At 67.2% G+C, this 24,141-nt stretch carries 25 protein-coding genes and 1 pseudogene; 12 read left to right on the top strand and 14 right to left on the bottom strand.

Annotated features, from left to right (window positions below; all coding sequences use genetic code 11):
• Positions 1 to 226 precede the first annotated feature (226 nt).
• The 4 genes and pseudogenes from ACFVUS_RS34235 to ACFVUS_RS34220 all read left to right on the top strand — a co-directional run.
• Positions 227 to 526, top strand: a pseudogene (locus ACFVUS_RS34235) (DivIVA domain-containing protein); the annotation flags it as partial.
• A 257-nt stretch (positions 527 to 783) separates the two neighbouring features.
• Positions 784 to 1,428, top strand: a complete 645-nt coding sequence (locus ACFVUS_RS34230) for a DNA-3-methyladenine glycosylase I (RefSeq protein WP_387776222.1) — start codon at positions 784 to 786, stop codon at positions 1,426 to 1,428.
• A gap of 165 nt (positions 1,429 to 1,593) precedes the next feature.
• Entirely contained in the window at positions 1,594 to 1,761 is a 168-nt protein-coding gene (locus ACFVUS_RS34225) for a DUF3117 domain-containing protein (RefSeq protein WP_006554284.1), read from the top strand.
• Between the two features lie 21 nt (positions 1,762 to 1,782).
• Positions 1,783 to 2,958 (top strand): putative RNA methyltransferase, encoded by a 1,176-nt coding sequence (locus ACFVUS_RS34220; protein WP_387776219.1) that lies wholly within the window; start codon positions 1,783 to 1,785, stop codon positions 2,956 to 2,958.
• Here the strand turns inward: ACFVUS_RS34220 and ACFVUS_RS34215 are convergent.
• A complete protein-coding gene (locus tag ACFVUS_RS34215; RefSeq protein WP_387776216.1) occupies positions 2,940 to 3,863 on the bottom strand; it encodes a LysR family transcriptional regulator in 924 nt (307 codons plus the stop codon). The genes ACFVUS_RS34220 and ACFVUS_RS34215 overlap by 19 nt on opposite strands.
• 69 nt (positions 3,864 to 3,932) lie before the next feature.
• Between ACFVUS_RS34215 and ACFVUS_RS34210 the strand changes: the two genes are divergently transcribed.
• Positions 3,933 to 4,430: a GNAT family N-acetyltransferase gene (locus tag ACFVUS_RS34210; RefSeq protein WP_387776213.1), complete on the top strand. Its 498-nt coding sequence runs from the start codon at positions 3,933 to 3,935 to the stop codon at positions 4,428 to 4,430.
• On the opposite strand, the gene glgA is transcribed toward ACFVUS_RS34210, so the two are convergent.
• On the bottom strand, positions 4,427 to 5,584 hold the full coding sequence (glgA, locus tag ACFVUS_RS34205; protein ID WP_387778462.1) for a glycogen synthase: 1,158 nt from the start codon (positions 5,582 to 5,584) through the stop codon (positions 4,427 to 4,429). The two genes, ACFVUS_RS34210 and glgA, sit on opposite strands and share 4 nt — an antisense overlap.
• 267 nt (positions 5,585 to 5,851) lie before the next feature.
• Between glgA and glgC the strand changes: the two genes are divergently transcribed.
• Together glgC and ACFVUS_RS34195 are read left to right on the top strand one after the other, a co-directional pair.
• Positions 5,852 to 7,066 carry a glucose-1-phosphate adenylyltransferase gene (gene glgC / locus ACFVUS_RS34200; protein ID WP_387776210.1) on the top strand — a complete coding sequence of 405 codons (1,215 nt, stop codon included), beginning with the start codon at positions 5,852 to 5,854 and terminating at the stop codon, positions 7,064 to 7,066.
• Between the two features lie 101 nt (positions 7,067 to 7,167).
• Positions 7,168 to 8,358 (top strand): hypothetical protein, encoded by a 1,191-nt coding sequence (locus tag ACFVUS_RS34195; RefSeq protein WP_387776207.1) that lies wholly within the window; start codon positions 7,168 to 7,170, stop codon positions 8,356 to 8,358.
• On the opposite strand, the gene ACFVUS_RS34190 is transcribed toward ACFVUS_RS34195, so the two are convergent.
• The 6 genes from ACFVUS_RS34190 to ACFVUS_RS34165 all read right to left on the bottom strand — a co-directional run bounded on the left by ACFVUS_RS34190 (position 8,359) and on the right by ACFVUS_RS34165 (position 13,358).
• Positions 8,359 to 8,790 (bottom strand): hypothetical protein, encoded by a 432-nt coding sequence (locus tag ACFVUS_RS34190; RefSeq protein WP_387776204.1) that lies wholly within the window; start codon positions 8,788 to 8,790, stop codon positions 8,359 to 8,361.
• Between the two features lie 77 nt (positions 8,791 to 8,867).
• Complete coding sequence (locus tag ACFVUS_RS34185) at positions 8,868 to 9,080, bottom strand: hypothetical protein (protein WP_387776201.1); 213 nt, start codon at positions 9,078 to 9,080, stop codon at positions 8,868 to 8,870.
• A gap of 148 nt (positions 9,081 to 9,228) precedes the next feature.
• A complete protein-coding gene (locus tag ACFVUS_RS34180) occupies positions 9,229 to 10,887 on the bottom strand; it encodes an ABC transporter permease (protein ID WP_387776198.1) in 1,659 nt (552 codons plus the stop codon).
• Positions 10,884 to 11,837 (bottom strand): ATP-binding cassette domain-containing protein, encoded by a 954-nt coding sequence (locus tag ACFVUS_RS34175; protein ID WP_387776195.1) that lies wholly within the window; start codon positions 11,835 to 11,837, stop codon positions 10,884 to 10,886. Before ACFVUS_RS34175 ends, ACFVUS_RS34180 begins: the two co-directional genes overlap by 4 nt.
• A 33-nt stretch (positions 11,838 to 11,870) precedes the next feature.
• Positions 11,871 to 12,503 carry a TetR family transcriptional regulator gene (locus ACFVUS_RS34170; RefSeq protein ID WP_387776192.1) on the bottom strand — a complete coding sequence of 211 codons (633 nt, stop codon included), beginning with the start codon at positions 12,501 to 12,503 and terminating at the stop codon, positions 11,871 to 11,873.
• Between the two features lie 207 nt (positions 12,504 to 12,710).
• The gene (locus ACFVUS_RS34165) at positions 12,711 to 13,358 is read right to left on the bottom strand and encodes an O-methyltransferase (protein ID WP_387776189.1); all 648 of its coding nucleotides are present in this window, start codon (positions 13,356 to 13,358) and stop codon (positions 12,711 to 12,713) included.
• 235 nt (positions 13,359 to 13,593) lie between these two features.
• Here ACFVUS_RS34165 and sigE point away from each other — a divergent pair, with 235 nt between their 5' ends.
• From sigE to ACFVUS_RS34140, 5 genes are all read left to right on the top strand, one after another.
• Positions 13,594 to 14,271, top strand: a complete 678-nt coding sequence (sigE, locus tag ACFVUS_RS34160; RefSeq protein WP_387776186.1) for an RNA polymerase sigma factor SigE — start codon at positions 13,594 to 13,596, stop codon at positions 14,269 to 14,271.
• A 71-nt stretch (positions 14,272 to 14,342) separates the two neighbouring features.
• Entirely contained in the window at positions 14,343 to 14,726 is a 384-nt protein-coding gene (locus ACFVUS_RS34155) for a hypothetical protein (RefSeq protein WP_387776183.1), read from the top strand.
• A gap of 10 nt (positions 14,727 to 14,736) precedes the next feature.
• Positions 14,737 to 16,323, top strand: coding sequence for a S1C family serine protease (locus tag ACFVUS_RS34150; protein WP_387776180.1), 1,587 nt, complete (start codon positions 14,737 to 14,739; stop codon positions 16,321 to 16,323).
• Positions 16,324 to 16,338: 15 nt separating this feature from the next.
• Complete coding sequence (gene tatB, locus ACFVUS_RS34145) at positions 16,339 to 16,740, top strand: Sec-independent protein translocase protein TatB (RefSeq protein ID WP_364640014.1); 402 nt, start codon at positions 16,339 to 16,341, stop codon at positions 16,738 to 16,740.
• A gap of 58 nt (positions 16,741 to 16,798) precedes the next feature.
• The gene (locus tag ACFVUS_RS34140) at positions 16,799 to 17,635 is read left to right on the top strand and encodes a hypothetical protein (RefSeq protein WP_364640017.1); all 837 of its coding nucleotides are present in this window, start codon (positions 16,799 to 16,801) and stop codon (positions 17,633 to 17,635) included.
• Between the two features lie 36 nt (positions 17,636 to 17,671).
• Here ACFVUS_RS34140 and ACFVUS_RS34135 read toward each other — a convergent pair whose 3' ends face one another.
• From ACFVUS_RS34135 to dapE, 6 genes are all read right to left on the bottom strand, one after another.
• Entirely contained in the window at positions 17,672 to 18,601 is a 930-nt protein-coding gene (locus ACFVUS_RS34135; protein ID WP_364640020.1) for a glucosyl-3-phosphoglycerate synthase, read from the bottom strand.
• On the bottom strand, positions 18,598 to 19,470 hold the full coding sequence (folP, locus tag ACFVUS_RS34130) for a dihydropteroate synthase (protein WP_387776175.1): 873 nt from the start codon (positions 19,468 to 19,470) through the stop codon (positions 18,598 to 18,600). The genes ACFVUS_RS34135 and folP overlap by 4 nt, the downstream gene beginning before the upstream one ends.
• 73 nt (positions 19,471 to 19,543) lie before the next feature.
• Positions 19,544 to 21,313 (bottom strand): long-chain-acyl-CoA synthetase, encoded by a 1,770-nt coding sequence (locus ACFVUS_RS34125; RefSeq protein WP_387776172.1) that lies wholly within the window; start codon positions 21,311 to 21,313, stop codon positions 19,544 to 19,546.
• Positions 21,314 to 21,474: 161 nt separating this feature from the next.
• Positions 21,475 to 22,026: a TIGR00730 family Rossman fold protein gene (locus ACFVUS_RS34120; RefSeq protein WP_387776169.1), complete on the bottom strand. Its 552-nt coding sequence runs from the start codon at positions 22,024 to 22,026 to the stop codon at positions 21,475 to 21,477.
• The gene (locus tag ACFVUS_RS34115) at positions 22,020 to 22,814 is read right to left on the bottom strand and encodes a TIGR00730 family Rossman fold protein (protein WP_387776166.1); all 795 of its coding nucleotides are present in this window, start codon (positions 22,812 to 22,814) and stop codon (positions 22,020 to 22,022) included. The genes ACFVUS_RS34120 and ACFVUS_RS34115 overlap by 7 nt, the downstream gene beginning before the upstream one ends.
• Positions 22,815 to 23,032: 218 nt before the next feature.
• Positions 23,033 to 24,136 carry a succinyl-diaminopimelate desuccinylase gene (gene dapE / locus ACFVUS_RS34110; protein ID WP_387776163.1) on the bottom strand — a complete coding sequence of 368 codons (1,104 nt, stop codon included), beginning with the start codon at positions 24,134 to 24,136 and terminating at the stop codon, positions 23,033 to 23,035.
• Between the last annotated feature and the right edge of the window lie 5 nt (positions 24,137 to 24,141).

Genomic DNA, 24,141 nt, shown 5'->3' with positions numbered 1-24,141 from the left:
CGGGTGTTTCTCCAAAAACACCCACCCCCCCCCCCACCTTTACCCCTATCCCCCACCCAATTCGACACCCGCCGCCCCTTTCCCCCCCCCACGCGCCACGGCTGTTTCCAGGGACGGGGGTCGGATTGCGGCACGCGAGAAATGCTCGGCTGCGGGCGAATTCAACGGCTGAATTCCGCCGGGGTGAGATGCGGTCGCGGCCGCGTCGGCACCTAAGCTCGGGAGCATGCTCACGCTGCTTCTGTACGTGCTGATCGTCGGCCTGGTAGCCGCCCTGCTGTTCCTGGTCGTCAGCGCGCTGTTCGGACGGTCGGAAGAGCTCGGCCCCCTACCGGAGAACACCACCGCGACGGTCCTGCCCGCCGAGGGCATCAGCGGTGCGGATGTGCGCGCGCTGCGCTTCCAGCAGGTGATCCGCGGCTACAAGGCGGGCGAGGTGGACTGGGCGCTCACCCGCCTCGCCGCGCGCATCGACGAACTCGAGACGCAACTGGCCCATGCCCGCTCCGGCAACCACCTCGCGGGTATCGCCGTATCGCCCAATGGCGCTCCGATTCCGGCCGAACCACCAGCACCCCGCCGACTGGCCCCGGACGCGCTCTCCGGCGCGGCCGCGCCCGTCCCCGAGGTGCTCTCCGCTCCCGACCCGACCCCCTCCCCGGCCGATCACGGCGCCCCCGGCTCGTCCCCTCTCCCGGGCGATCACGGTGTCGGCGGCCAACCCGCCGTACCGAGCCCGGCGGCGGAGCCGGGCACCCCCGGCATCGCAGAGCCCGGTGCGCGATGAGCGCGGCGGCGAAGCCGGGCGGCACGGCAGCGGCGAAGCCGCGCGCGGCGGCGAAGCCCAAACCCGCGAAGCCCGAGCCCGAGCCGAGTGACGGCCGCACCCGCTGCGGGTGGGCGGACGGTTCGCAGCTGTATCGGGACTACCACGATCAGGAGTGGGGTCGGCCGCTGCACGGGGATGACGCCTTGTTCGAGCGGGTGTGTCTGGAGGCTTTCCAGTCGGGGCTGGCGTGGATCACGATTCTGCGCAAGCGCCCGGCCTTCCGGGCGGCGTTCGACGGGTTCGTGATCGAGCGGGTGGCGGAGTTCGGCGACGCGGATGTGGAACGCCTCATGGCCGATCCGGGCATAGTTCGCAATAGCGCCAAAATCCACGCCAGCATCCACAATGCGCGGGTTGCCCGCGACCTGGGCCGATCCCTGGACGAGCTGCTCTGGTCCTTCGCCCCGGCCCCGGGAAAGCGGCCACGCACCCTGTCCGATGTGCCCGCCGTCACGATCGAATCCATCGCTCTCGCAAAAGAACTGAAGCGGCTCGGATTCAAGTTCGTGGGACCCACTACTGCGTACGCACTCATGCAGGCGACGGGGATGGTAGACGATCACATCGCCGATTGCTGGGTGAATGTGAGGACTCCCTGAACGCCACAACGGTCGGTTTTTGGAACTCAGGTACCCGCCCCGATCCGCGATAGGGAAGAATGGTCATGGTGTAGCCCGCCACATGTCGGCGGGCTGCCTGGTTGGTGACAACTGGAGTTCCATGAAAGTGCGCGGATATTCGCGCAGATCTGGAGGGAGCAGAGGATGGCGGCCATGAAGCCCCGCACCGGGGACGGTCCCCTCGAGGCAACCAAGGAAGGGCGTGGAATCGTCATGCGGGTTCCACTCGAGGGTGGCGGGCGTTTGGTCGTCGAGCTCACGCCGGAGGAAGCTGCGGCACTGGGTGACGAACTCAAGAGTGTCACCAGCTAGTTGCCAGACTTGCCAGTGCCGGTGAGCACACCGCCCTCCGGGGCATTCGGCGGCTCGGCCCCCGAACCCCGAGGCACCGGAGCGCATCCGCTCACCGGCACATCGGTTCAGACCGCATACCCCCTCGGCCCGGCCGATCGTCTGATCGCCTGCGCCGACCTACTGTCCTGCCCGGAATGCGGTCGGGATCTCACATCCCGCGATCACGCGCTGCGCTGTCCGCGCGGGCACAGTTTCGATATCGCCAAACAGGGCTATGTCAGCCTGCTCACCGGCGCCGCCACCAAGATGACCGGTGACACCCCGGCCATGCTCGACGCCCGCGCGGCCTTCCAGCGGGCCGGCCACTTCACCCCCATCGCCGCCGCCCTGGCCGCGGCGGTCGCGGCCGCACCCGAACCTCCGGCATTGCCCGATTCCCGGATCCGAGTCGGCACCGCGCCCGAAAACACGGCGCTGCCCGACGCGGTGGTGCCTCCGCGTGGCGGTGCCGTGACACGCCCGGGCGTATCCATGACATCGGCCTCGGCGGCACGACTGGCCGCCACGCTGCTGCGGGCCTCCCCCGATGAGCGGCGGGCCGGAACGGCCGGAACGGTGTCCCCGTCCGCACCCGTGTCCACCGCGCCCGCGCTGCTGGAAATCGGCTCGGGCACTGGCTACTACTTGGCTATGGCACTCGATGCGCGGCCGGGGGCACGCGGGCTGGCCTTGGATGTGTCCAAACCCGCGGTGCGGCGGAGTGCGCGGGCGCATGAGCGGGCGGGCGCGGTGCTCGCGGACGCCTGGCGCGGGCTGCCGGTGCGCACCGGTGCGGTGGCGGCGGTGCTGTCGGTTTTCGCGCCGCGCAATGCGGAAGAGGTTGCCCGGGTGCTGAATCCGGGTGGGCGGTTTTTTGTCGTCACGCCGACGTCGCGGCATTTGGCCGAGTTGATCGAGCCGCTCGACATGGTGCGGGTGGACGCGGGCAAAACCGAGCGACTTGCCGATTCGCTGGACGATCGCTTCGAACTGCTGGATCGCACGCCGGTCGAGTATCGAATGTCATTGACGCACACCGATATCGCGAATGTGTCCGCGATGGGACCGTCGGCATTCCATGCCGCGGAGCAGCGCGCCGAACGCATTGCGTCGCTGCCGGACCCGTTCGAGGTGACCGCAGCGGTGACGGTGTCGGTCTATCGCCCGCGCGGCTGATTCGGCAGCAGATCCAGCAGATTGCGGACCAGCGGCCGCGTGTCGTCGGCGCGGTGCGCGGTGTAGATCGTGGTGACGGCGGCGGTTCCGGCGAGCGGGATGATGCGCACCGATTCGGGTGCGGTGAAGGTGGCGCTGCGCGGTGCGACGGTGACCCCGAGTCCGGCCGCGACCAGATACAGCAGGATCGTCCAGTTGGTGGCCTCCTGCACGATGCGCGGCCGGTGGCCGGATTCCAGCAGCGGCGCGAGGTTCTTGTCGTAGGCGCGCCCGCCCGCGGCGCGCGGATAGAACACCATCGGATTGGTGACGAGTTCGGCCCCGGTGATGCTGTCCCGGTGCGCGTCCGGATGGTCGGCGGGCAGGATCGCCACGAACGGTTCGGTGATCAGCGGTGTGGTGACGGTGCCGGGCTGCTCGTCCGGATCCCGCACGATGGCCAGATCCAGCGTCCCGTGCGCGAGCCGTGCCATCAGATGACTGGTGAACCCTTCCACCAGGTCCACCTCGACCAGTGGGAAACGGTCCCGGAAGGCCCGTACGCCGCGCAGCGGTTCCAGCGGCAGCACCGAGGGCACGAAGCCGAGGTACAGCGTGCCCTGACTGCCCTGGCCGATCCGGTGGATCTCGGCGAGGTCGCGTTCGGCGTGCCCGAGCAGTGCCCGGGATCGCTCCAGCAGTACCGTCCCGGCGGCGGTGAGCGCGACGGTGCGCGAGGTGCGATCGAAAAGCCTTGCCCCGAGCAGGGTTTCCAGCCGCTGGATCTGCTGGGTGAGCGCGGGCTGGGCGATGTGCAGACGCGCGGCGGCGCGCCCGAAGTGCAATTCCTCGGCGACGGCGCGGAAATACCGGAGGTGCCGAAGTTCCACGCCGTCGATGGCGAGGCCGGTGCTGCCTTTGCTCATAATTTCAACATATCAATCCGAGTTATCAAGTATTGGACGTTATAGGTGCAGGCGGGACATGCTGATGAGGTGACCCAGCAGACCGATTCCCTCGCCCCGCACTCGATCACGGTCGAGCCGATGACCACGGCCGCCGACGCGCGCGCCTTCAAGGACCTCAATCTGGAGTGGATCACCGAACTCTTCACGGTCGAGGCCGCGGACCTGGTCACCCTGGACCATCCGCGACGCATCGTCGATGACGGAGGCCGCGTGCTCATCGCCCGCGCCGGTGCCGAGGCCGCGGGCTGCGTCGCCCTGGTCGCCGAGGGGCACGGCGTCTTCGAACTCTCCAAAATGGCTGTCTCGCCACGCTTTCAAGGTCGCGGTATCGGCCGCGTCCTGTTGCGCGCCGCCATCGAGCAGGCGCGCGAGCTGGGCGCGACCTCGCTGATCCTGGCCAGTAATTCGAAACTCGCTCCGGCCGTGCACCTTTACGAATCGATCGGCTTCGCGCACGTGCCGCCGTCCGAACTTCCGCCGACGCCCTACGACCGCGCCGACGTGTTCATGCGCTACGACCTCTAGTTCTTGCGCACCAGGTCGTAGACCTTGGCGGTCTGCGCGGCGATGCGGTCCCAATCGAATTCGGCGATGGCGCGCGCCCGCCCGGCCGCGCCCATGGCGGCGGCGGTCGCGGGATCCGCGGCCACCTGGTTGACGGCCCGCGCCAGCCCGCGCTCGAAGGCGTCGGGCGCGTGTTCGTCGTAGTGCACCAGCCGCCCGGTGGCGTCCTGCGCCACCACCTCGGGAATGCCGCCGACATCGGAGGCGACCACGGCGGTACCGCAGGCCATGGCCTCCAGATTCACGATGCCGAGCGGTTCGTACACCGAGGGGCAGACGAAAACCGTTGCGGCGGCGAGCACCTGGCGCACCAGTTCGGTGGGCAGCATTTCCCGCACCCAGTACACCGCGTCCCGGGTCTTGCCGAGTTCGCGTACGGCCCCGGCCACTTCGGCGTCCATGGCGGGGGTGTCGGCGGCCCCGGCGAGCAGCACCAATTGGATATCCGGATCGAGATATCGGGCGGCGGCCAGCAGATGTGAGACGCCCTTCTGCCGGGTGATGCGCCCGACGAACGCGACCACCGGCCGGTCCCGCCGCACCCCGAGTTCGCCGAGGATGTCGCGGGTATCGCGGGCCGGTCCGCCGGGATGCCAGACCTGGGCGTCGATTCCGTTGTGCACCACATGCACTTTCGCGGGATCGATATCGGGGTAGGCGGCGAGCACATCGCCGCGCATGCCCTGGCTCACCGCGATGACAGCGTCGGCGTAGGTCATGGCATTGTGCTCGGACCAGGAGGACAGCCGATAGCCGCCGCCGAGTTGTTCGGCCTTCCAGGGCCGCCGGGGTTCGAGCGAATGCGCGGTCAGCACATGCGGAATCCCGTACAGCTCGGCGGCCAGGTGCCCGGCCAGCCCGGTGTACCAGGTGTGCGAATGCGCGACATCGGAGCCACCGGCGGCATCGGCCATGCGCAGCTGCGCGGACATCATCTGCAAGGCGGAGTTGGCGGCGTACAGCATCGGATCCGCCTGGTGCACCACGGCATCGGTGCGCTGCACGCCCATGCAGTGCACGGTCACATCGCACAGCGCCCGCAGGCGCGGGATCAGTTCGGTGACATGCACTCCCGCCCCGCCGTACACCTCGGGCGGGTATTCGCGGGTCATCATCGCGACTCGAAGTTCGCGCCCGCCGTCCGCGCCGTAACTCACCGATCCAAACTACAGCGTGCCGTCGGCGGGTTCGGGCCTACATCGATGAAAGAAAACATAGAGTTCACGGCCCGGCCCGGTAGCCGAGTGCGAAGCGCCGGAACGCGGCGGCCGAGTGGAGGGCCGAAGAACCGGGGTTTGCGGGGCCGTGAACACGCGACGCCGCGGGCGACGCGGACGGGCACGTTCATTCAGGGTTTCGCTATACCCGGTAGTTTGGCGAGTGTGAGGAGCCAGCCGCACGTACTCGGGATCGTGCTCGCCGGTGGCGAGGGCAAGCGACTCTTTCCGCTCACCAAGGATCGCGCCAAGCCCGCGGTGCCGTTCGGCGGTGCGTACCGGCTCATCGATTTCGTGCTGTCGAATCTGGTCAATGCCGGTTATCTGCGGATCTGTGTTCTCACCCAGTACAAATCGCATTCGCTGGACCGGCATATCTCGCAGACCTGGCGGCTGTCCGGATTCGGCGGCGAGTACATCACCCCGGTGCCCGCGCAGCAGCGACTCGGCCCGCGCTGGTACACCGGCAGCGCGGACGCCATCATGCAGTCGCTGAACCTCATCTATGACGAGGACCCCGAGTACATCGTGGTGTTCGGCGCGGATCACGTGTACCGGATGGATCCGGAGCAGATGGTGCAGGCGCATATCGAATCCGGTGCGGGCGTCACGGTGGCGGGCATCCGGGTGCCGCGCAGTACCGCGAGCGCGTTCGGTTGCATCGACACCGACGAATCCGGCCGCATCACCGGCTTTCTGGAGAAGCCCGCGCATCCGCCGGGCACCCCGGACGATCCGAATGTCACCTTCGCCTCGATGGGCAATTACGTCTTCACCACAAAGGTGCTGGTGGACGCGATCCGTGCGGACGCCGATGACAACGACTCCGATCACGATATGGGCGGGGACATCATTCCGACCCTGGTGCGCGCGGGCGCGGCCTCGGTGTACGACTTCGGCGGCAATGAGGTGCCCGGCGCGACCGATCGCAGCCGCGGCTACTGGCGTGATGTGGGCACCATCGACGCCTTCTACGAGGCGCATATGGATCTGGTGTCGGTGGATCCGGTCTTCGATCTCTACAACCGGCACTGGCCGATTCGCGGTGCCATGGAGAATCTGCCGCCCGCCAAGTTCGGCCGCGGTGGGCTGGCGCAGGAGTCGATCGTGGGCGCGGGCAGCATTCTGTCCGCGGCCACGGTCCGCAATTCGGTGCTGTTCTCCAATGTGATGGTGGAGGACGGCGCGACGGTGGAGGGCAGTGTGCTCATGCCCGGGGTGCGGATCGGTCGCGGCGCGGTGGTGCGGCACGCGATTCTGGACAAGAACGTGGTGGTGTCCGAGGGCGAGATCATCGGCGTGGATCTGGATCGCGACCGGGACAGATTCGCGCTCAGCAATGGCGGGGTGGTCACGGTCGGTAAGGGCATTTGGGTATGAGAGCGGCCGCGACGCGCGGATAACGGTGGACAGCCGCCCATCCGGGTCCGAAAATCGGTGGGTGGAGCGCTGCCCCGCCGGGCCGCGCGGGAGGGAAGAGCATGAACCGCGCAACGAGGGTCCTGACCGCACTCACCTGTCTCGCACTCACGGCCACCCTGTCCGGCTGCGCGCAGAAGGGTAAGGCGGTCGCCGGGGAAATGGACGTCCGCACTCTGGACGCGGGCACCTACGCGGTGAATCGATTCACCTACGACCGCAATTCGAACGGCAACGGCCCGATGCTGGAGGGCATGCGGATGGCCTCGGCGGTGGTGCCGACGGTGCAGATCGATCCCAGCCTGAAGATCGGTCGCGGCGGCATCGTGCTGACCAGCGTCAATGATGTGGTGACCGTGAGCCACCTGTCCTCCTCGGCCAAACCGGTGCTGCAGAACCGCGGTTTCGTGGCCGGTTTCGCCATGAGCGGTTCGGATCTGCCCGATCCGGCCGGTTCGAACGCGCCGGATCCGGCGAGCACCACCGCCACCATTCGCCTGCTGCGCTTCCCGTCCGCCGACAATGCCAAGCTGGCGGCGAAGGAACTGGAGGACGCCGACTTCGGCGTCGCGCTGGATCAGAACAAGAAGCTGTCGCTGGCGGACTATCCGGATGCCTTCTCGCACTGGCGGCCCGGCGTCGGCAGTATCGGTGTGGTCATGGCGCGCAAGGAATTCGTGATCTCGATCTTCATCTCGCGGCCCAAGGCGGATCAGGGGGATCTGCTGTCCTGGGCGAAGAAGACGCTCGACGCCGAGGTGCCGGTGGCGGACGCGTTCACCCCGACGCCCGCCGATCAGATCGATGCGCTGCCGGTGGATCCGGATCGGCTGCTGGCTCGAATCCTGGTGTCCGACAGGGATTCCCACACCCCGGATCCGGACAATTTCGCGGTGTACGGCGCGAATATGCTCATCCACCCGGCCGGTGACGAGAGTCTGCGGCAGCGGCTGGTGAACGATACGGGCATGGACGCCATGGCGCTCACCAAGGACGGCTATCTGTTCCGCACCCGGGACGCGCGCGGCGGGATCGATCTCACGGCCGGATTGATCAGCAGCCTGGGCGAGACCGCGATCGGCGCGCCGGACCGGGTGCCGGACACCAAATGCGTGCAGCACCGTTCCGATGGCACGTCCTACCGCTGCTACGTGGTCTACAAGCGTTTCGTGGGCGTGGTGACCGGCAGCAGTCAGGACGAGGTGCAGAAGAAGGCGACGGCGCAGTACGTACTGCTGGCCAACAGCCTGTGATCAGAAGCGGATGACATCCTCGTCCAGGGCTCGCCACGCGGCGGGCCGGGACGGGCGATGGGTGCCGTGCGCGCATTCGGAATCCGGTGCGGCGCCGTCGGTGTCATGCGGCAGCGCGATATGACCGGTGCGCGGCAACATATTCGCGGCGCGACCAGGGCGACTGTCATCGCGGAATCGGTAGTCGCGGAATCCGAAGGGCTGCAACAGGGCTCGCAGGAATTCCGCGCCGTCGGCGGGCAGCACCGTGCGGTCCTGGCCGATGATGTCCACGCCCTGGTGGTACCAGACGCGTGCGACCAGCCCCTCGACCGGATCGATCGCCCGGAAGCTGGCCTGCCCGTCCGAGTTCAACCGGAATTCGGCGACGCGTCGCCATCGTCCCGATTCGCGCAGATACAGACCGACAACGGCGGGGGTCCGCTGACTCATGAAAAACCTCACTCGTCGAACTTTCCCCTGGAGTATCCCGAACGGCGCGGGGTAATCCTGCTGTCCCTCAGTATCGTTCAGTTCTGATAGACGGGCGATGCGGTGCGACCCCCGCAGAAGGGTTCGCAGGGCCCCGGCGTCGAGGGCACCACGTGTGATTGATCGTCGAATCTGGCTCCGCTCACCAGGAGCAGCACCAGCAGCGCGGCGAAGACGACCAGCCCGAAAATGATCAGCGCGGGCCATAGCCAGCCTGCCGGCAGATGAATGCCGAGCATCAAACCTTCCATGCCCCACCTCCTTATTTCGTTCCTTACTCTCGTTTACCACCTGCGGCCCACTCGAATCCACCCCTGCGACTGCCCCAGCACTGCCCCTGCCGAAAACGCGAAAGGGGCCGCGAACCGCCGGCAACGGTTCGCGGCCCCTCCGGACGGGTCAGCGCAGGTCGCGTTTCCGGAATCCGATGAGCCCCAAGGCAATCAGCGCGGCCGCGATGACCAGCAGAATCAGCACCGGCACCGGGTCGAAGGAGGCACCGGGCACCTTGGGCAGATGCTCGAACGGTTCCAGGTCGCGGAGCCATTGCGGGGCACCGGAGATCGCGCCGAGCAGGAAGACCGCGATGGCGGCGGTCAGCACACCCCACGCCACCGGGGTCCAGCGCGGCGCGAGACCGAACAGCGCCACCGTGATTCCGGTGAATATCCACACCGCGGGCAGTTGGATGAGTGCCGCGCCGAGCACATCGGGCAGCTTGCCGCCGACATCACCGGCCGCGCGCCCGTACACGAAACCGCCGAGCAGACCCGAAACGAACAGTGCCACCGCCGGTCCCAGCAGTGCGAACAGCAGATGCGATGCGGCCCAGCGGGTTCGCGACACCGCACCGGTGAGCAGCGTCTCGGCGTGATCGCCGCTCTCCTCCGAATGCAGCCGCAGCGCCGCCGACACCGTGTAGGCCGCCGCCGCCACGCCGATCATGGTGAAGGCGTAGCTGATCATCGAATTCTCCAGCGACGCCGATCCGCCCATGCGGGTGATCAGATCGCGAATGGACTGGCTGCTGCCGAGTTCGTCGCCGATGCCGTGGATGACGCTGCCGATGATCAGGCCGTACAGGCCGAGTCCGACCGTCCAGGCGATCAGGGTGCCGCGCTGCAATCGCCAGGCCAGTCCGAGCGGTCCCGACAGCGCCGGTCCCGCGGTGGCGGCGCCCGGGCGTTCGGCGATCAGGCCCGCACCGATATCCCGGTGCCGCAGTAGCGAATACGCGATGACGGTCAGCACGACCACCGCCGCCACATGCAGTAGCAGCACCGCGAAATGATTGCCCGCGAACGGCCGCACCTGGAGAGACCAGCCTTGCGGCGACAGCCACACCAGCGGGCTGGTTGGCCCGTCTCCGGCGCGGGCATCACCGATGGCGCGCAGCGTATAGGTCACCGCGAGCACCGTGAAGGCGATACCGCGCGCCAGCCGCGCGCTGGTGGTCAATTGCGCGCAGACTGCCGCCACCGAGGCGAAGACCACGCCCGATCCGGCCAGGGCGAGCCCGAAGGCCAGCGATCCGGCCCTGGCGTCGTCGCCGGTGAGCTTGCTGCCCGACAGGCTCAGGAACCCGATCAGGCCGGTGGCAAGCGCACCCCCGTAGCCGAGGATGAGCGCCGCGGTCAGCCCTGCGTAGCGCCCGACCCGGGTGGCGGCCACCAATTCCCCACGGCCCGTTTCCTCTTCGGCGCGGGTGTGCCGGATGACGGTGAGAATGGCGGCGATGGCGATGAGACTGTAGAACATCCCCGCCTTCCAGATGCCGACCGCACCGAGGCTGGTGTTGTACACCGGTCCGTACATGGCCAGCTGCGCCGGACTGGCGAGAATCGAGTTCGCGAACCCCGCGCGGTCCGCCTCGTCCGGGTACACGCTGACAATGCTGTTGATGTACACGCTGCCCAGCGGCAGCGACAGCAGCAACACCCACAGCGGCAATACAATGCGATCGCGGCGCAGGTACAGCCGGAGCAGTTGTCCGGTGCCGGTGAAATCCGTTGACCGTAACGGGCTTTCGAATGCGCGGGGCGCGGTGATGGCGGTCATTTCGCGGCCCGCTGCAAATCGGCGGAGTCCCGGCCGGATTCGGCGGGGTCCTCGCCGTTGAGCGAATAGTGCCGCAGGAACAGCTCTTCCAGCGTCGGCGGCTGGCTGACCAGACTGCGCACACCGGTATCACCGAGCACCTTGATGAGCTCGCCGAGATGTTCGCTGTCCACCTGGCAGCGCAGGGTGTGGCCCTCCACGGTGATGTCCGCGACGCCCGGAATCCGGCTGAGATCGCCCGGATCACCGATCATTTCGGCGGTGATGGCGGTGCGGCTCAAATGCCGCATCGAGGCCAGCGTGCCCGATTCCACGGTGCGCCCGGCGCGGATGATGGTGACCCGCTGGCACAGCGCCTCCACCTCGGACAGGATGTGGCTGGACAGCAGCACCGTGCAGCCGCGCGCCGCGGCCTCGGTGACGCATTCGCGAAATGTCTGCTCCATCAGGGGATCCAGACCCGAGGTCGGTTCGTCGAGCAGCAGCAGACGGGCCTCGGACGAGAAGGCCGACACCAGCGCCACCTTCTGCCGATTGCCCTTGGAGTAGGTGCGCGCCTTCTTGCGCGGATCGAGCTCGAACCGCTCGATGAGATCGGCGCGCCGCCCCTGATCCAGGCCGCCGCGCATGCGCGCCAGCAGATCGATGGTCTCGCCGCCGCTCAGGGAGGGCCACAGCGTGACATCTCCGGGCACATAGGCGATATCGCGGTGCAGCGCGACCGCGTCGGTCCACGGATCCCGTCCGAGCACCTCGGCCTTACCCGAGGTACGGGCCAGAATGCCCAGCAGTACGCGAATGGTGGTGGACTTCCCCGCGCCGTTGGGCCCGAGGAATCCGTGCACCTCCCCCGCGGCGACCTCCAGGTCGAGTCCGTCGAGTGCGTGCACCTGCCCGAAATTCTTGTGCAGATCCCGGACCGAGATGGCCGGAGTGGCCGGAGTGTTCATCGAATCTCCTTGTAGGAAAACGACAGTGGGGTACTACTGCTGTTCGGTGAGGGTGTCCAGCGCCATCGAGTCGGTGAGCAGACCGTTGGTGTAGATCTCGAGCGCGGGCAGCGTCATTTGATTCGCGTACTCGCGCAAGGCTTTTCGATAGTCGATGCGGCCCTCGTGCTGGGCGGCGTACAACTGCAGGAACATCACCATGCCGCCGCCGTTGGTGGTGGCGATGTAGCGCGCGGTGGCCTTCAAATCCCTTGGCGGATGGTAGGTTCCGGCCGCGACACCGGCGATCAGATACTGTTCGACGTCCTCGACCATATGCTCGAAGAAACTCGTCAGCAGATCACCGCCGGATTGGAAGCTGCGCAGCATATAGGCCATATGCGGTGCGAATTCCTCGATCTCGGCCATCTGTTCCAGCAGCCCGTTGGGTGAGGGGCGCTGCGCGAATTCGACTTTCGCGGCCCGGATCACATCCCGGACGTGCTCATCGCAGGCCACCCGCAGCCCGTCCTTGGACCCGAAGTGATGGTTGACCAGACCGGGCGAGACGCCCGCCGCGGCCGCGATGGCCCGCACCCCGACCCCGAAGCCCTGTTCGCCGAAGGTGGCGATCGCGGCATCGCGAATCCGTGCGCGGGTGGTCAGATCCTCGGCGGTTGAACGCATGTTCAATAGATTAAACACTCGTTCAATCAGATGGCAAGGGGTGTGCGCCGGAAAGAAATCGTGAAGGTCGCACAACAAGCGCGAACGCGGATGTTCCACGCGCGGAACACTTCCCCCGCAGCACCTGCTGCTACGCGGAAAGTCCCCGCGTGGAAAACATTATCCGCAGGTCGGAAGAACAATCAGCCGCGCGAAGCGCAGCACACATCAGCCGCGCGAGGCGCAGAGCAGCCCGTCGCCGACCGGAATCAGCACGCTCGTCAGCGCCGGATCCTCCGCGATGGCCCGCGTGGCCGCGCGCACCGCCTGGGTCTGTGGATCGCGCTGCGCCGGATCGGGCACCCGCCCGCCGAGCAGCGCGTTGTGCAGCAGGATCGCCCCGCCCTCGCGGAGTAATCGCACCGCCTGTGCCACGTATTGCGGATGCTCCAGCGGCGCGGCGTCGATGAACACCAGGTCGTAGGCCCCATCGGCCAAGCGCGGCAACACATCCAGCGCCCGGCCGTTGATCAGCCGGGTGCGCGCGGGCGCGATCTCGGCGGACCGGAACGCCTCGCGCGCGGCGCGCTGATGTTCGGGTTCGGAGTCGATGGTGGTGAGCGTGCCGTCCTCGCGCATGCCGTCGAGCAGCCAGAGTCCGCTCACCCCGGCCCCGGTGCCGACCTCCACGACCGCTCGCGCGCCGAGCAATTGCGCGTACATACTGAGAAGTGCGCCCACCGACGGGGGTACCGGTGCGGCACCGAGTTCGAGGGCGCGTTCGCGCGCGCTGATCAGAATCTCGTCCTCGGCGACGGATTCCTCCACGTAGGCGAGGTTGCGCTGCAGGTTCGATGCCGCGGGAGTGAGGCTCACGGCTATGAGGCTAATGGCGCGGAACCGGGAAAGCCCGGCGGCGACCGGCCGGTGTGGCGATTTTTCTCAGGTGTCCCTCAGCCTGCGCATACGACCACCACATCGGGACCGGCAAGAGTATTGCCAAGTCAGGCCAGCGACAGTCGGTCCGGCGGGCGGGGAACACACGACCAACCAGGTCGGTTGTACCCGGCAGTCGGAACTTCGGTCCCGAGTAGGAGGTAATCCCATCCACATGGTCGACGCGGCGCGTGAACCCGCCATCCTGCCCACGCAGGACTTGAACTCCGTGCTGGACGGCACCACCGTGCCGGATAGCGAACTCGACGAGGCTGCCCTGAGCGGCACCGCGGCTTTCGATGCCACCGGTGACCGCACCATGATGCCGACCTGGGACGAACTGGTCCGGGAGCACGCCGACCGCGTGTACCGCCTGGCCTACCGCCTCACCGGTGATCAGCAGGACGCAGAGGATTTGACCCAGGAAACCTTCATCCGGGTGTTCCGCTCGCTGCAGAACTATCAGCCGGGCACCTTCGAGGGCTGGCTGCATCGCATCACCACGAACCTGTTCCTGGATATGGTGCGGCGCCGCAATCGGATTCGCATGGAGGCGCTGCCCGAGGATTACGACCGGGTGCCGTCCGAGGGTCCGGGCCCCGAGCAGGTCTATCACGACGCCAACCTGGATCCGGAGCTGCAGGCCGCGCTGGATTCGCTGGCGCCGGAGTTCCGTGCCGCGGTGGTGCTCTGCGATATCGAAGGTCTGTCGTACGAGGAGATCGGCGCGACGCTCGGGGTCAAGCTGGGCACCGTGCGCAGCCGTATCCACCGAGGACGTCAGGCACTCAAAGAACACCTTGCGCATAATGGAGTGGAGCGGCGCTTCGCCGCCCCCGAGAACGCCAGGTGACAGGCCGGGCCCAGCGCCCGAACACCGGCATTCCCGATGCAGCCGAGGTGGTCCGGAAGGGTGTGCAGCTTATGAGTGGGCAGGACAGAACGCCGCGTCCACCTCGATTCGCCCCGACCGAGCATCTGGCCAGTGAGGCCATTGCCGCGTACGTGGACGGCGAATTGCGGATGAACGCGTACCTGCGTGCCGCTCACCATCTTTCCGTATGCGTCGAATGCGCGGCCGAGGTGGACGCGCAGCAGCAGGCGCGCATTGCGCTGCGACAGTCCTCGGATCAGATTTCCGCGCCGATGCGCCTGCACGATTCGCTGAGCCGCATCCCGCTGTCCGAACTTCCGACGGCGGAAACGCTGAATGCGGATCGCGGAACTTTCGCGCGCGGCGCGAACTTCGTCGGGCTGCGCCAAGATTCGTTCGACAGCAAACGGTGGACATCCTGGTGGCGCAAGTAGAGTTCATCGCGTGACCACCGAATCGAAGAACACGGGCCCGGTTCCGGGTGACGGGCCCGCGGCGAACAACCTGCAGAATTCCGCGCAGGCTTCGGATTCGGCGGCCGATCGGGGGAACCTGAGGCCGTCGGACGCACCGGTCCTGGGACCGCGGCCGGTAATGCGGCCGCATGTCGATACGCATACCGCACGCGCCTTCCGCCGCCCGAGTGGGCAGAACGGCTCGTTCTCACCGCGCACGGCCGCCGCGGCGGCCGCGGCCGCCGCTACGGACGGCCCGCAGGTGCAGAACCGACCGCCGGACGCGGTGCTGGCCGAGGCGTTCGGCCGTCCCGCCGGTTCACAGGAGCTGTTGCAGCGTGATCCCGAGGCCAAGGCCGAGACGGCCGCCGCGGCCGGCCCGGCCGATCCGTGGCGGGATCCGAATTCCGCTGCCCGCCTTGGCACTCCGGCCGTGGGCACCCCGCTGCCGCCGCCGTTGACGCAGGGCCGTCAGATCAGCGCCCGGGAGGTGCTGTTCGGCGGTAAGGTCGCGCCCGCGGCGCTGGCCATCCTGGCCGCGATCGCACTGATCGTCGGGCTGATGAGTGGTTTGCTGGGCGGTCTGGTCGGGCGGCTCACCGCCGAATCGGCGCTCACCTCCCGCAAAGTCTCATTGCAGTCCGCGGATTCGACGAATGTGGCGCACGGCCAGATTTCCAAGGTCGTGGATACCGTCATGCCCGCGATGGTGACCGTGCGCGCCTGGGTCGGCGATTCCGGTTCCACGGGTTCGGGTGTGGTGATCGACGGCGCGGGTTACATCGTCACCAATAATCACGTGATCTCACTCGCCGCCAATGACAAGAGCGGCAAAGCCCAACTGCAAGTGGTGTTCTCCGATGGCACCCGGGTGCCGACCAGCATTGTCGGCCGCGATATCAAATCCGATCTGGCGGTGCTGAAAGTCGATGTGAAGAACCTGTCGGTGATTCAGCTCGGCAATTCCAATGATGTGAAGGTCGGCGACGATGTGCTGGCCATCGGTTCGCCGCTGGGCCTGGAGAAGACCGTCACCTCCGGTATCGTCTCGGCGCTGCACCGCCCGGTGAAGGTGGGCGGCGAGGGCACCGACACCAATGCCACGCTCGACGCCGTGCAGACCGACGCCGCGATCAACCACGGTAATTCCGGTGGCGCGCTGGTGGATATGACGGGACGGCTGATCGGCATCAACTCGGCTATCAAGTCCGAGAGCGGTGGTTCGGTGGGTCTGGGCTTCGCGATTCCGGTGGATCAGGTGAAGCGGATTTCGCAGGCACTGATCCGGGACGGGTCGGTGCATCATCCGCGTCTGGGTGTGAGCGCCAAGACCAAAATCGTCGCCAATGACGTGATGAGCGGTGCGGCCGTCGCCGATGTGCAGGCCGGTAGCCCGGCCGCCAAGGCGGGCATCGTGGAGGGCGATGTGATCGTGAAGGTCGGCGATCGCGATGTGACCGGGCCGGAGGAATTGACGGTCGCGGTGCAGTCCAATGAGATCGGTCAGACGGTGAATGTGCGGCTCATTCGCGACGGCCGGGAAGTCGATGTGCCGGTAACCCTGGAATCGGATTAAGGCAGAATAGGTACCGTGTTCAGCAATATCAGCTGGGGCGAGCTACTTATTCTGCTCGTCGCCGCCCTCGTGATCCTCGGCCCGGAGCGGTTGCCCGGCGCCGTGCGCTGGACAACCAATGCGCTGCGCCAGGCCCGGGACTACGCGAGCGGGGCGACGCAGCAACTCAAGGACGAGTTGGGGCCGGAGTTCGAGGAGATCCGCAAGCCGCTGGAGCAGTTGAACGAACTCCGCGGTATGAATCCCAAGACTCTGGTCACCAAACATCTTCTCAATGGCGACGATTCGTTTCTGACCGGAAACTTCGACAAGCCGGTCACCGCCGCGAGCAGCGGTTTCGAGGATTACTCCATGCCGAAACCGCAGAAACCGCTGGAGCGCAACGAACGTCCGCCGGTCGATCCGGACGCCACCTAGAGCAACTTCGTCAAGTGGTCTAGACGCATGGGGCTGTTCAGGTATCTAGACTGCCTCCATGTCAGCCGACGAGGTGGCACGGGTGTTCGCGATCGAGGACAAGGTCGAGCGCCTCAAAGCCGCCACCGACGGCGTGGCGGCGGCGCAGCAGCAGATCAATGAGCTGACGCGTATACGCCGCGCCGTAATCCGCGAACTACATGCCGAGGGCTGGACGTTCGCCAGAATCGGTGCGGCCGCCGGACTTTCCCGGGCCCGCATCCATCAGGTGAGCACCCAGGGTCCGGTGCCGGAGGGCCTGTTCTTCGGGCACGGCCCGCTCACGATTCTCACCCCGGACGTGCGCAGCACCACCCGCGCCATCGCCCTGGTGGGCGCGCCGGACGCGGCCGCGCCGCATCGCCTGGTGGAGCTGCTGCGCGAGCTCGGGTTCACCGCGGCCGTGCAGCGCTTCCTACCCGGGCGGCCGCTCGATCTGGATCGGGACGGCCTGATCGTGCTCGGCGGACCCGAATTGTCGCCCAGTCTGCGCTATCTCGTGGCCGCGGATCCCCGGCTGCGCCGCACGGTGGCGCGCGCGGGCCGGGTGCGCCGGGGTATCGAGGATCGGGCCGCGCGGCGCGTATACCGCCCTGGCGGCACCGAGCCGTACGACATCGCGTACCTGGCCCGGCTGCCCCGCCCGGACGGTAAGGGAACGGTCCTTGTCATCGACGGATTGCATCCCCCGGCCTCGCTGGGCGCGATCCGTTTGCTGGCAACGAGATTGGCGACGCTGCACGAGCGCGCGGCCACCCACCCGTTCTCGGCGGTGGTGGGCGTGCGCTACGACCGCAATACCGGCGAGCCGATCGAGGCCGACCTGCTCACCCCGATCTACCGCCACGATCGCTGAGTCCCGGTCGCGTACGCGACCGGGACGGCGGGATCGTTACGCGGCAGCCCATTCCGGGCGCAGCGTGTTCATCGGCGGGCGATCCTCCAGCGACACGTCCGTGGAGCGTGCCGTGAATTCGCCACTGATCAGCGGGAATTGGGTCAGTGCGGCACCCGAGTCGGAGACGCCCGCACGGCCGAGGACCGTGCCCAGGATCTGGCGGCTCATCACCCCGAGTTCGGACAGCGGGCGGTTGCGGTGCTGGCGCACACCGAGATTCACCTGTCCGATGGCGGACAGTCCGAGCATGTCGTGGGTATCGAGCAGCAACCCGATCTCCACGCCGTACCCGGGTGCGAACGGCACTGCGGTGAGCAATTCACGGGTGCCCGCGTACTCACCGCCCAAGGGCTGCAAGACATTCGACAGCGCCGGGCGCAGCGCCGAGAGCAGCGGGCGGGCCACCAGTTCGGTGACGCGGCCGCCGCCGTTGTCGTCGATGGTCGCGCCCTGCCGCAGCGGACGCCGGTAATACGCCTTCACCAGGTGCATTCCGTCGACGGTCAGCAGCGGCCCGAGCAGTTTCGGCACGAACATCGGGTCCGGATCGATGAGATCGGAGTCCACGAACGCCACCAGGTCACCGGAGGTGACGGCCAGGGAGCGCCACAGCACCTCGCCCTTGCCCGGGACCGGATCGAGTTCGGGCACGGCCTGTTCGCGGGTGACCACGCGCGCTCCCGCCGCCTGTGCGAGCTCGGCGGTGGCATCGGTGGATCCGGAGTCCAGGACGACGAGTTCGTCCACCAGCGTGCCCAGCAGGGGCCGGATGCTGGCCACCACGGTCGCGACCGTGGCTTCTTCGTTGAGTGCGGGCAGGACCACCGAGACGGTGCGGTCGCCCTTGGCGGCCACGAGTTCCTCGACGGTCCATTCGGGGCGGTCCCAGGTATTGCTGGTCACCCAGTCGGTCACCTTGTTCATGCCAGACCTCGCAGGGTTCGGGCGGGTGGGCGCAGGCCCTGGATCGCGGCGATCATGTCCACCACGCGTCGGGTGGCCGCTACTTCGTGTACCCGGAAAACTCGAGCACCCGCCGCGGCCGACCATGCAGTCGCTGCCAATGTGCCCTCCAATCGCTCGGATAGCTCGACACCAAGAGTCTCTCCGATGAAATCCTTATTACTCAGCGCCATCAAGACAGGCCATCCGGTATTCACAAGAACGTCCACAGAACGCAACAAATCGAGCCCGTGATACGTGTTTTTCCCGAAATCATGCGTGGGATCTATCAATATCGAGTCTTTGGAAACTCCCGCCGCGACCGCATTCTCGGCCGCCGCGACAACGGTTTCGGTGACCTCGGTCACCACATCGGTATAGCGCACCCGATGCGGGCGGGTGCGCGGAATGGCTCCCCCGGTATGACTGCACACAATTCCGACATTCAGTTCCGCGGCCACCTCGACCAGTTCCGGGTCCGCCCCGGACCAGGTGTCGTTGATCAGATCCGCGCCCGCGTGCACGGCGGCCCGCGCCACATCGGCCCGCCAGGTGTCGATACTGATCAGCAGCTCGGGAAATCGCTGCCGGATAGCGGCGACGAACGGCACCACCCGGCGCGCCTCCTCGGCGGCATCCACATCGCTACCGGGTCCGGCCTTCACACCGCCGATATCGACCAGATCGGCGCCCTCGTCCACGGCCCGGGTGACCGCGGCCATGGCGGCCTCGTCGGAGAAGGTCGCACCCCGGTCATAGAACGAGTCCGGCGTCCGGTTCACGATCGCCATCACCAGCGCCCGATCCGTCGCCACCGGCTTTCCGCACAATGTCGGCAACGGCGCACACATGCCCTCGACTGTACCGACACGTGTCCAGCTGATGCTGGGCAGCCGACCGGATTCCGGCCGCCGCCCGGGGTCGTCAGCCGCGCGGAAGTTTGCCCGCGGCCACCTCGGCCGCGTATTCGGGGTAGATCGGGACGTAGCCGTCACCGCGCCCGGTCAGCACGTACAGCGTGCTGATGTCGTCCGCGCCGAGTCCCTGGGTGCGCAGTTCCACCTTGCGGGACTTGAAGGTCGAGGTCTGCTCCAGTTCCGGGACCACTCGAATAACAAGGGGCACAGCGTAAGTGGGCAGCCGGTCGTAGAGGGTCTTCGCGGCGACCTTACCGTCGAAGGTCGCGCCCTCGGCGAGGGTGATCGCGGCCATGCCCGCCTTACCGTCCGCGCCCGGGATATCCACGCCGTAGACCACAGCCTGGAGTACGGCGTCGATACCGTCGAACGCGCCCTCCACCTCGGTGGTCGCCACGTTCTCACCCTTCCAGCGGAAGGTGTCGCCGAGCCGGTCCACGAAGGCGATATGACCCCAGCCCTGATTGCGCACCAGATCGCCGGTGTCGAACCAGCAGTCACCGGCGGTGAAGCCGTCCCGCACCAGCTTGGATTCGGTTGCGGCACTGTCGGTATAGCCGTCGAAGGGGGAACTGGTGGTGACCTTGGCCAGCAGCAGGCCCACCCCGCCCGCGCCCAGCCGGCGCAGCTTGCCGTCCGGGCCGCGCTTGGCTTTGCCGGTGGCATCGTCGTATTCGACCACCGCGAACGGCAGCGGGGTGAAACCCGCTGTGCGCGACAGGCTGAACGCGTTGATGAAGGCGACATTGCCCTCACTCGCGCCGTAGAACTCGACAATCCGCTTGATACCGAAGCGATCCCGGAATTCGTCCCAGATCTCCGGGCGCAGGCCGTTGCCGACCGCCAGCCGGACCCGATGCTGCCGATCGGTACGGCGCGCGGGCTGATTGAGCAGATAGCGGCAGAGCTCGCCGATGTAGATGAAGGCGGTCGCCTGACTCGCGATGGCCTCCTCCCAGAAGCGCGAGGCCGAGAACTTGCGTCCCAGTGCGAGTGTCGCGCCGCCCGCGACCACCGAGGACAGCGCGACGGTGAGCGCGTTGTTGTGATAGAGCGGCAGACAGCAGTACAGGGTGTCACCGCCGTCCAGGCGCACGCCCAGACCGCCGACCCCGGCCATGGACTTGGTCCAGCGCATATGGGTCATGACGCTGGCCTTGGGCAGCCCGGTGGTGCCGGAGGTGAAGATCAGGTAGGCGCGTTCCTTGGCCAGGACCTGTTCGCAGACAGCGGGATTCGTGGCGTCGGCGGTGCGGGACGCGGCCTCCAGATCTTTGGACCAGAGCACCGCGGGGCGCAGTTCGGTGAGCGTGTCCAGGGCCTCGGCGCATTCCTCGCCGATCACGTCCAGCACCGAGTTCAGCAGGCCGAAACTGTGCTGTAGCACCGCATCCCGCTGATTGTGGTTCAGCAGTCCGGCCGTGGCGCCGAGTTTCACGATGGCGAGCACCGTGAACAGCGATTCGGGCCGATTGGTCATCAGCACGCCGACCACATCACCGCGCTTGACGCCGTGCGCGGCCAGTACGCTCGCGTACCGGTTCACCTCGGAATTGGCTTCGCCCCAACGGTATTCGCGGCCCTCGAAGCGCAGGAAGGCGCGTTCGGGATGTTTGGCGGCCGCGCGCTGGAAGAACAGTCCGATCGATGCCTTGGAATCGGATTTCACCAGCATGTGCACGGCATTGCGGGTCATGCCCGGCAGCTGTACCGCCATACCGGGCAGGCTGCGTGCCAGATCCACCAGGCTGACCGTCGAACGGGCGTCGTTGTTCACTGCGCGGGGCTCCTCACCGGGTCGTGCTCGTCGTCACACCCTGACGGATACACCCCGCGTTGTCGAGTGAAACCCGGTAGTCCCGGACAAAATTGTCAGATGCACCGCTTGTGACGGCGCAATCTGTCAACTTCGACAGGGATCGCAGCCCCGGACCGAAATCAGAGCCCGGGACCCAGCGCCGCGAAGGCCTCGGCCGGATCGCCGGTCACGATCACCCGGTCCATCGCCTCGCGTCCGGCGTAACCGCGTTCGCGCAGTTCCTCCAGCCAGGCGAACAGGCCGCGATAGTGCCCGTCCGGATCGAGCACCACCACGGGCTTGTCGTGCATGCCCAGGTAGGCCCCGGTCCAGGTTTCGAAGAACTCCTCCAGGGTGCCGATGCCGCCGGGCAGGGTCAGGAAGGCGTCGGCGCGCTCGTCCATCACCTGCTTCCGCTCGCGCATGGAGTCGGTGACGATGAGCTCATCGGAGTCCACGTCCGCCATTTCGCGGTGCACCAGCTTCTTGGGGATGACCCCGACGGTCTTCGCACCCGCCGCGCGAGCCGCGGTGGCGACCGCGCCCATCATCGAGACATTGCCGCCGCCGGACACCAATTGCCAACCGCGGCGGCCGATTTCGGCTCCCACCAAACGGGCGAGCTCCAGCGCGGCGGGATCGCCGATGCTCGCCGAGCAGTACACGCAGACCGAATACGATTCGCTCACCACTGATCTCCCTGTGCCGCGGCGTCCATTTCGGCGCGCTGTTCGGCGGCCGCGAGCACGATGCTCAGTACCTCGTCCACACTGTCGGTGACGTGCAGCAGGTTCATATCGCCGGGCGCGATCTTGGCCGACCCGAGCAGTGACTCGCGCAGCCAATCCACCAGTCCCGACCAGTATTTGGTGCCGAACAGGATGATCGGGAACTGATTGATCTTATGCGTCTGCACCAGTGTGAGGGCCTCGAACAGCTCGTCCAGGGTGCCGAATCCGCCCGGCAGGCAGACGAATGCCTGCGCGTACTTCACGAACATGGTCTTGCGCGCGAAGAAGTACCGGAAGTTGATGCCGAGATCGACCCACTCGTTGAGATGCTGTTCGAACGGCAGCTCGATCCCGAGCCCGATCGAATACCCGCCCGCCTCGGAGGCACCGCGATTCGCGGCCTCCATGGCTCCCGGTCCACCACCGGTGATCACCGCGAACCCGGCCCGCGCCAGCGCCCCGCCGATGGCGATGCCCGCCTGATACTCCGGCGAATCCGGCGCGGTCCGCGCGGACCCGAACACGGCGACCGCACGCGGCACCTCCGCCAAAGCCCCGAAGCCCTCGACGAATTCGGCCTGAATGCGCAACACCCGCCACGGATCGGTATGCACCCAATCCGCCGGTCCCCGCTCATCGAGCAGATGCTGATCGGTGGTCCCGATCCCGACCTTGCGATCCCGGCGCAGCATTATCGGCCCACGAAACCGTGGACTCTTCGAACCCGGGATTTCAGCCTCAGCAGACATGCAGCCAACCGTACCCACCCCGTCATCCCGGCGCGTTTTTGGCCGGGATCCCCAGCACGCAGTTACAGCACCGCAGGTGTGGATCCCGGCCAAAAACATGCCGGGATGACGAGAGCCCACTCGCCGGGATGACGAGGGGCCGCTCGCCGGGATGACGAGGGGCCGCTCGCCGGGATGACGAGGGGCCGCTCGCCGGGACGACGTTGCAGCGCGAGCCGTCAGGCCTTGTCGCCCAGGAGGTAGCTGCGGAGCATGGAGGTGACCTGGGTGATCTGGTCGACGGGGAGGTGTTCGTCGCGTTTGTGGGCGAGGTTGGGGTCGCCGGGGCCGAAGTTGACGGCGGGGATGCCGCGGGCGGCGAAGCGGGAGACGTCGGTCCAGCCGTATTTGGCGCGGACGCCGCCGCTGCCGTGCAGGTGCACGATCTCGATGAGGTCCTTGGCGGCGGGGGCGGTCAGGCCCGGGAGCGCGCCGGGTGCGCCGTCGGTGCGTTCGAAGCCCAGGTCCAGGCCCGCGAAGACCTCGCGCACATGTTCGGTGGCCTCGTCCAGGGTGCGGTCGGGGGCGAACCGGAAGTTCACGTCGACCTCGGCCACATCGGGGACCACATTGCCAGCGACGCCGCCGGAGACGCGCACCGCCGAGAGACCCTCGCGGTACACGCAGCCGTCGATATCCACTTCGCGCGCTTGATAATTCGCGAGGCGCTCCAGAATCGGGGCGAGCCGGTGGATGGCGTTGTCGCCCAGCCACGCGCGCGCGGTGTGCGCGCGCACGCCGGAGGTGGTGAGCCGAATCCGCAGCGTCCCTTGGCATCCCGCTTCGATCCAGCCGCCGGACGGTTCGCCGAGCACGGCGAGATCGCCTTCGAGCCATTCGGGCAGTTCGCGTTCGATGCGGCCGAGCCCGTTGAACTCGGCGGCGATCTCCTCGCAGTCGTAGAAGATGAGCGTCAGATCGTGCACGGGTTCGGCGACGGTGGCGGCCAGGTGCAGGAAGACCGCGTCCCCGGATTTCATATCCACGGTGCCGCATCCCCACAGCTGCCGTTCACCGGTCTCGGTGACCTCGAACCGGCTGGGCACATTGTCGGCGATGGGCACGGTGTCCAGGTGTCCGGCGAGAATGACCCGGGTGGCCAGACCGCGGTTGGTGCGGGCCAGCACGGTATTGCCGTGCCGCAGGATTTCGAAGCCGGTGGTCTGCTCGCGCAGGGCCTTTTCGACGATGTCGGCGATCAGCGTCTCGTCCTTGGAAACGCTGGGAATGTCCACCAGAGCGGCAGCGAGGTTGATCGGGTCGGCGCTCAGATCGATGGTCACCCCTT

The organism is Nocardia sp. NPDC058058 (assembly GCF_042885355.1).
GTDB lineage: Bacteria > Actinomycetota > Actinomycetes > Mycobacteriales > Mycobacteriaceae > Nocardia.
Note: the sequence above shows the minus strand (reverse complement) of the source record. Positions and strands in the feature narration are given on the sequence as shown.